Raw genomic sequence first — 6,840 nt, forward strand, 5'->3', positions numbered from 1 at the left:
ACGGTGAAGGTCCAAGGCGCGGAACGCGCCGGGACGCCACGCAAGCACGGTCTGGACATATTGCGGATCCTGAGCATTTGCGGGGTGGTGGCCATTCACGTCTTCGGGCTGCGCGTGGGGGCGGACCCCAAGGCTGGCCGCGGCTGGTGGGCCGCCGTTGCCATCGACATTGGCTTTATCTGGGTCGTTCCGGTTTTTGTCATGATCTCCGGCGCCCTCCTGCTCGGCTCCCGGCAGGTGCTTGAGGCCCCCGCCGCTTTTTACCGCAAGCGTGCCATGCGGTTGGTGCCTGCCCTGATTTTCTGGAACGCCGTCTATCTGGTGGGGGTGCGGATATGGATGAGGCACGAACACCTGACCACGGCACGCGTGCTCCAACTTCTCTATGACAGTTCAGTGTTCACCCAGCTGTACTTTCTGTGGCTGATTCTGGGCTTGTATGCCATCGCACCCCTGCTGGCCGCGTTCATCACGGCAAGGGAGGATCGACGTGCAATGGCCACCGCAGTCAGTCTGTTGGCCGTCACCGTGCTGGCGTACATGATGCCCGGGATCCTTGGACATTTCGGCATCTCCCGCCCCATCCCCATGAACGTCTTCACGTATTGGCTGCCGTACGTGGGCTACTTCGCCGCGGGGTATGCACTGCGCCGGGTCCGGCTCAAGGGGCTGCCGCTCGCCGCCGCAGCGGTGCTGACGGCGGCGCTGATGGCCTTTACCGTCTGGCACTTCGGGCACCGGGGTCTGCTGCCCCTCGCGGACCAGCTGGTTTCCATTTCCTACCTGGGGGCCGGGGTGGCGCTGACGGCGATCGGCGTGTTCGTCGTCGGGCTTTCAGTGTCCGAGTTCATCACGGTGCCCCGCCGGGTGGGGTCCCTGCTCACGGCCCTCTCCAACGCCTCCTTCGGCGTCTTTCTGGTGCACCTGGTGATCTTCGAGGCGATCCGGCTCAATGTGCCTGCCGTGTTGGGGGCGAGGTCGTTCACCGCGATTGCGGCGGCGTATGCTGTGACCCTGGCTGCCAGCTTTGCGATATCGTGGCTGGCCTCGAAGGTGCCGCTCCTGCGCAGGGTGTTTTAAGGCCCGCTGTTGCCTGGCGGGTCGGTGCGGGGCCGGCGATCGGGAATAATGGAGGATATGACTGACCTCCCCTCCCTGCTGATTCTGACTTTTTCGCCCATCCGCTCGGATCCCCGGGTGCTCAAGCAGGTGGAACTTTTCAAGGACAAATACCGTGTGAGCACGTGCGCCTACGGTGCGGCGCCCGACGGTGTGGCGGAGCATTTTGCGCTTCCCGAGGACTCGCGGGGATGGCCGGCGGACAAGATCGGGTTGGTCAGCCGGCAGTACGCGAAAGTCTACGAGGGCCTTCCCGCCGTGCAGTCGGCCCGGGCCGTGCTTCCCAAGGGCCGTTTTGACGTCATCCTGGCGAACGACCTGAACACCCTGCCGCTGGCATTGGACCTCGATGCCAGGCTGGGCGTCCATGCCGATTTGCACGAGTTTGCACCCAGGGAAAAGGAAGACAACCTCAAGTGGCGGTTGTTCATTGCACCCTTCATGCGGTGGCTGTGCTCCAGGTACCTTGCCGGGGCTTCATCGGTGACGTCGGTGTCCCAAGGCATCGCCGATGAATATTTCAAGGATTACGGAACCCCAACGGGCGTCGTCACCAATGCGGCACCCTACGCCGAGGGCGCCGTCAGGCCGGTCGGGGAGAGGGTGCGCCTCATCCACAGCGCGGCAGGCCAGCGCTACCGGAAACTGGAAAACTTCATCGAGGCCATGAAGGACGCCCCGGACTGGCTGTCCTTGGACATGATCGTCATGCCCAACGAACCTGACTATGTTGCCGAGCTCAAGGCGAAGGCAGCCTCCGTCCCGTCCATCACTTTCCGCGACCCTGTGCCGTACAAGCAGCTCGTGGCCACCTTGAGCGAGTACGACGTTTCGGTGGTGTTCCTGCCACCCACCAATTTCAACCTCAAGAACGCCCTGCCCAACAAGTTTTTCGAAGCCATTCAGGCACGCATCGGCCTGATTGTGGGGCCGTCCCCCGCCATGGTGGGCCTGGTCCGGGAGTACGGTCTCGGCGCCATCACGGAGGACTTCTCGGCGGAGTCGCTGCGGAAGACGCTCTGGTCCTTGACCCCGGAAACCATTGGTGCCTGGAAGCACGCGGCCGACGCCGCAGCCAAGGCACTGTCAGCCGAATCCCAGGTCGTGGTCTGGCAAGAGGCCATTGCGCGGATTGTGGGCGGGCGAGAGGCTTCCCGGACGGCATAGCACGGCCGCGTCGCGGAGGAGCCGCGGAGAATTAGCCCACGTACCCCGACAGCTGCGTTTGAACAGTGGTGTTCAGGGCCCCCGCGCCGCCCAGGACGATGATCTTCTTGGGTTGCAGCCGGGTGAGTTCCGACTGGATGGCCGCAGGCAGTCCGGCGGAAGTAGCTAGCAGGACCGGTCCATTGAGCGAGCCGGCGGCTGCGGCGCCGGAGAGCGCATCAGGGTAGGTGTCGCCGCTGGCGACATAAGCGACGTTGACTCCGGCGGCGAAGGTGGACTTGGAAATGACCGCTGATGTCGCATACCGGTCCGCCCCTGCCAGGCGGGATACGTTTGTACTGTATTGCGCCAGCTGCGCTTGGACGGTGCCGCTGAGTGCCCCTGTACCTCCGAGCAGGATGATTCGTTGGGGCTTGAGCCGGGAGAGCTCGGCCCTGATGACTGCAGGAAGCCCTGTGGCGGTCGCCAGCAATACAGGACCGTTGCGGGAGCCGGCCGCTGCGGCGCCGGAGAGGGCATCGGGGTAGGTTGCGCCACTGGCAATGTAGGCGGTGTTGACTCCGGTGGCGAAGGTGGCCTTGGAGATGGCCGCCGACGTCGCATACCTGTCGGACCCCGCCAGGCGGGACACGTTTGTGCTGTATTGCGCCAGCTGCGCTTGGACGGTGCCGCTGAGTGCCCCCGTACCTCCCAGGACGATGATCCGTTGGGGCTTGAGGCGAGTGAGTTCGGTCCGGGTGACTGCAGGAAGTCCGGTGGCAGTGGCCAGCAGGACTGGGCCGTTGAGCGAGGAGGCGGCGGCGGCGCCGGAGAGGGCGTCGGGGTAGGTTGCTCCGCTGGCGATGTAGGCGGTGTTGACGCCGGCGGCGAAAGTGGCCCGGGAGATGGCTGCCGACGTTGCGTACCTGTCGACGCCTGAGATTCGGTAGACCGGGGCGTAGGGAATTACGGCCGAACTTGCTGCGGACGACGGCGATGCGCCCGCGGCGTTACGTGCCACAGCCCTAAACGAGTAGGACGTTCCATTGGCCAGCCCGGCAACCGAGCACGTGCCTGAAGCTGCCGCTATGGTGCAGCTTGCGCCCCCTGGCGCCGCAGTGACCGAAACACTTGTGGCGGCCGCACCGCTCGCATTCTTGGCCACTGTAACCACCGCCTTGCCGTTGCCCGGCACTGCCTTGGGTGCGGCGGGAGCCAGTGGGGGCTGGGGCATGTTGATGTTCTCGCCGCCGGCAATCAGGTAGGAGTTCCAACCGCTGCCGATGGACTTCTGCGCGCCGAAGGTCGAATTGCCGGGAACAGGCACGTAACTTATCGCGCCGGCCGTGGTCCGGCGGATAAGCCCGGTGGAACCGGCGGAGGCAAAGTCGCTGTAGACAGTCACGCTCGTGTACGCATTCCAACCCGTGCCGACGGTCTTGCGGACCTCATTGACAAAGGCACCCGACCCGTTGGAGCGGGCCAGCCGCAGCGTGCCGTCGGGATATTGGGCCAGCAGGTCCTGGCGGCCGTCGCCGTCAAAGTCCAGCATGGTCAAGTTGATGCCGTTCCAGCCTTGGGCGATTCGTGTCGCCGTGCCCAGGGAGCTGCCCGCCGGGTTAGTCCAAAGGTTCAGGTCGCCGTTGGTGCCGCGCGTGAGTATTTGCGGGTATTTGCTCGAGTTGAGCCAGTAGCCAACGGTCAGTTGGTAGCCCGACCAGCCGGACGAGGCGAGTGTTTGTGATGCCGCGAACCCGCCACCCGACAATCCCCGGTAGTAGGACAGCGAGCCGTTGGTGCGCTGGGCCAGCAGGTCCAGCACGCCGTCGGAATTCCAGTCAATGGCTGTGATGGAGCGCATGCTGCTCCAGCCCTGGCCAATTTGCTTTTTCGTTCCAAAGCCACCTGAACCGTTGGAGGGATAGTCCCACAACGCCCCGGAGCTGTCCGCCGCGACCAGGTCGGCCGTGGAGCCGATGGACGGCTTGCTCACGGGGGGCGCGGGCGGTGCCGTGGTGCCGCCCTTGGTGGCAAAGGTCTTGAGGCTGGTCAGCGTTCCGTTCCATACGTTGGAGTCACCGGCAAAGGGGCCGGTGGAGCTGTACTGCCAGACGCTGTAATTTGGCCAGCCGCCCGGCATCCACGGATTGGTGGTGCCATAGGCGGCAATGTGCAGCGGCTGGTTGGTAAATGCCGTGGAGTTGCCGGTGCAGGCCTGCCACCAGTAATAGTTGGTGTAGATCATGGGCAGTCGCCCCGTGCGGGCCTGTACCTGCTTGGAAAAGGAGCTGATCCAGGCCACCATCTTCGCCTGGCTCAGGCCATAGCAGCTTGCGCCGTAAGGATTGTTTTCAATGTCCAGCAGGGGGGGCATCGTTTTGCCGTCCGCGCTCCAGCCACCCCCATTGTTGACGAAAAAATTGGCCTGGGTGGCGCCGTCAGACTTGTCGGGCAAGGCGAAGTGGTAGCCGCCGCGCAGCATGCCCACGTTGGATGCGCCCGTAAAGTGCGAGGAGAACGATGCGTCGCGGAAAGCATTGCCTTCGGTGGCCTTGATATAGACAAACCGGGCGCCCAGCCTCCATTGCTCGGTCCAGTTGACTTGGCTCGTTGTATGGGTGCTGCTGTCGGCCTGCCAGCCGCTGACGTCCATGCCGAGCACGCCTGCCGGCGTCACCGCCGCCAGCGGTTGGGCCACGGAGCCGGACAAGGGAGATGCGGCCTTCATTCCGAGCTGTTGCGGCTGTTGCTGGCTGGGGACTGACTTCGCCAGGCCGATACCCATGTAGGCGCCATATTTGGCCACGTCAGCGCTCGAGGGCGCTTGTGTCGTGGGAGCTGCCGTCGTCGCCGGAGCAGCTGCCGTTGGGGCTGCCGTCGTGGCTGCGGCGGTTGGTGCAGGAGATTCCGTGGCGGGCGGCACCGTTGCCGTCGGCGCTGAAGTGGCCACCGAAGGGCTACTGGACGTTGCCAGAGACGTGGCTTCGGCGGTTGATTCGCCGGGGGCGGCGTTGGCCGGAACTGTCCCCATCGAGAGTGCCACGGAGGCTGCGACGATCCCGGCGACCGCCATTTTTGTCAGGCGAAGTGACGGCAGGCGGGTTGAGCAGCTGATCAGTTTGGGCCGGGTCGTAAACATATGTGGGGCTCCGGTACAGTGTTTGTGGTTGGTGACACCTTGAATCGGCGAAAGCAGGCAGGAGATCAAGATGCGCCCCCAGGCCCACATAGGCCCAACCTTACCCCCGTATTGGTGGATCGACGCGCTACGCAAGTGACTCGTGATGCGAATGTTATGGATGTTGATTCGGGGATGCCGCACCGGAATCACCAATGGAACGACTCCATGCCCTGTCCGGCCCAGGTGCAACGGCGCGCGACGTGCGCCATATAAGCTGGAACTCATGAAGGTCTTGGTCACCGGCGGCGCCGGATACATTGGGTCGCACACGGTTCTCTGCCTGCTGGAAGCCGGGCACAGCGTCGTCGTCCTCGACAACCTGGCCAATTCCTCGGCGGAGTCGCTGCGCCGCGTGGAGGAACTGACGGGCAGACGGCCGGAATTCATTGAGCTGGACCTCCTCGACGCTGCCGGCGTCGACGGACTCTTTGCCGGTGCCGGCTTCGACGCCGTCATCCACTTCGCCGGACTCAAGGCTGTGGGGGAGTCTGTGGCAAAGCCGCTCATGTACTACCAAAACAACATTGCCGGCACCCTGAACCTGCTCGCCTCCATGGACCGGCACGGCGTGCGCACCATCGTTTTCAGCTCCTCGGCCACCGTGTATGGCGCCAGCGAGGAGGTGCCGCTCATTGAGAAGATGCCCCTGGACGCCACCAACCCCTACGGGCGCACCAAGGAGCAGATCGAGGACATCCTCACCGACCTGGGCGCGGCCGACCCCACCTGGCGCGTTGCGCTGCTGCGCTACTTCAACCCCGTCGGCGCGCACGAGTCCGGCCGCATCGGCGAGGACCCCAGCGGCATCCCCAACAACCTGCTGCCGTTCGTGGCCCAGGTGGCCGTGGGACGCCGCGAGAAGGTCATGGTGTTCGGCAACGACTACCCGACGCCGGACGGCACCGGGGTGCGCGACTACATCCACGTGATGGACCTCGCCGCCGGCCACCTGGCCGCCCTCGACTACCTGCCCGCCCACGCGGGGGTGTTCCGCTGGAACCTGGGCACGGGCAACGGCTCCTCGGTCCTGGAAGTCATCCAGGCCTTTGGCGACGCCGCCGGCAGGCCGATCCCCTTCGAGTTCGCGCCGCGCCGCCCGGGCGACGCCGCCGTCAGCTACGCGGACCCTTCCGCCGCCCTGGCGGACCTGGGCTGGTCGGCGCATCGGAACCTGGCCCAGATGTGTGAGGACCACTGGCGCTGGCAGCGCGAGAACCCGCAGGGGTACGGCCAGGCCTGACGCGCATGCGGCGGCGGTGCTCCCCGGAACCGGCGCGGCATCACCGTTGCCGGCGCCCGGCCCTCCCGCGTGAGCTGCTTCCGGAGCGCGACCCGCCGTCTAGCCTCGCGAACCGGCGCGGAGCACGGACCGGAAAAGTGCCTTTCCGAGGGAC

The 6,840-nt window shown here is 65.2% G+C and carries 4 protein-coding genes; 3 read left to right on the forward strand and 1 reads right to left on the reverse strand.

Features of this window, described 5'->3' with window-relative positions; all coding sequences use genetic code 11:
• Positions 1-3 precede the first annotated feature (3 nt).
• Positions 4-1,080, forward strand: coding sequence for an acyltransferase family protein (locus tag G6034_RS11720; protein WP_176635298.1), 1,077 nt, complete (start codon positions 4-6; stop codon positions 1,078-1,080).
• A 57-nt stretch (positions 1,081-1,137) separates the two neighbouring features.
• Positions 1,138-2,286: a glycosyltransferase family protein gene (locus G6034_RS11725; protein ID WP_176635299.1), complete on the forward strand. Its 1,149-nt coding sequence runs from the start codon at positions 1,138-1,140 to the stop codon at positions 2,284-2,286.
• Between the two features lie 31 nt (positions 2,287-2,317).
• Here the strand turns inward: G6034_RS11725 and G6034_RS11730 are convergent, their stop codons facing one another.
• Positions 2,318-4,993, reverse strand: a complete 2,676-nt coding sequence (locus G6034_RS11730; protein WP_176635300.1) for a cell wall-binding repeat-containing protein — start codon at positions 4,991-4,993, stop codon at positions 2,318-2,320.
• A gap of 676 nt (positions 4,994-5,669) precedes the next feature.
• Between G6034_RS11730 and galE the strand changes: the two genes are divergently transcribed.
• Positions 5,670-6,686 (forward strand): UDP-glucose 4-epimerase GalE, encoded by a 1,017-nt coding sequence (gene galE, locus G6034_RS11735; RefSeq protein WP_176635301.1) that lies wholly within the window; start codon positions 5,670-5,672, stop codon positions 6,684-6,686.
• Positions 6,687-6,840 lie beyond the last annotated feature (154 nt).

The organism is Arthrobacter wenxiniae (assembly GCF_013376105.1).
GTDB lineage: Bacteria > Actinomycetota > Actinomycetes > Actinomycetales > Micrococcaceae > Specibacter > Specibacter wenxiniae.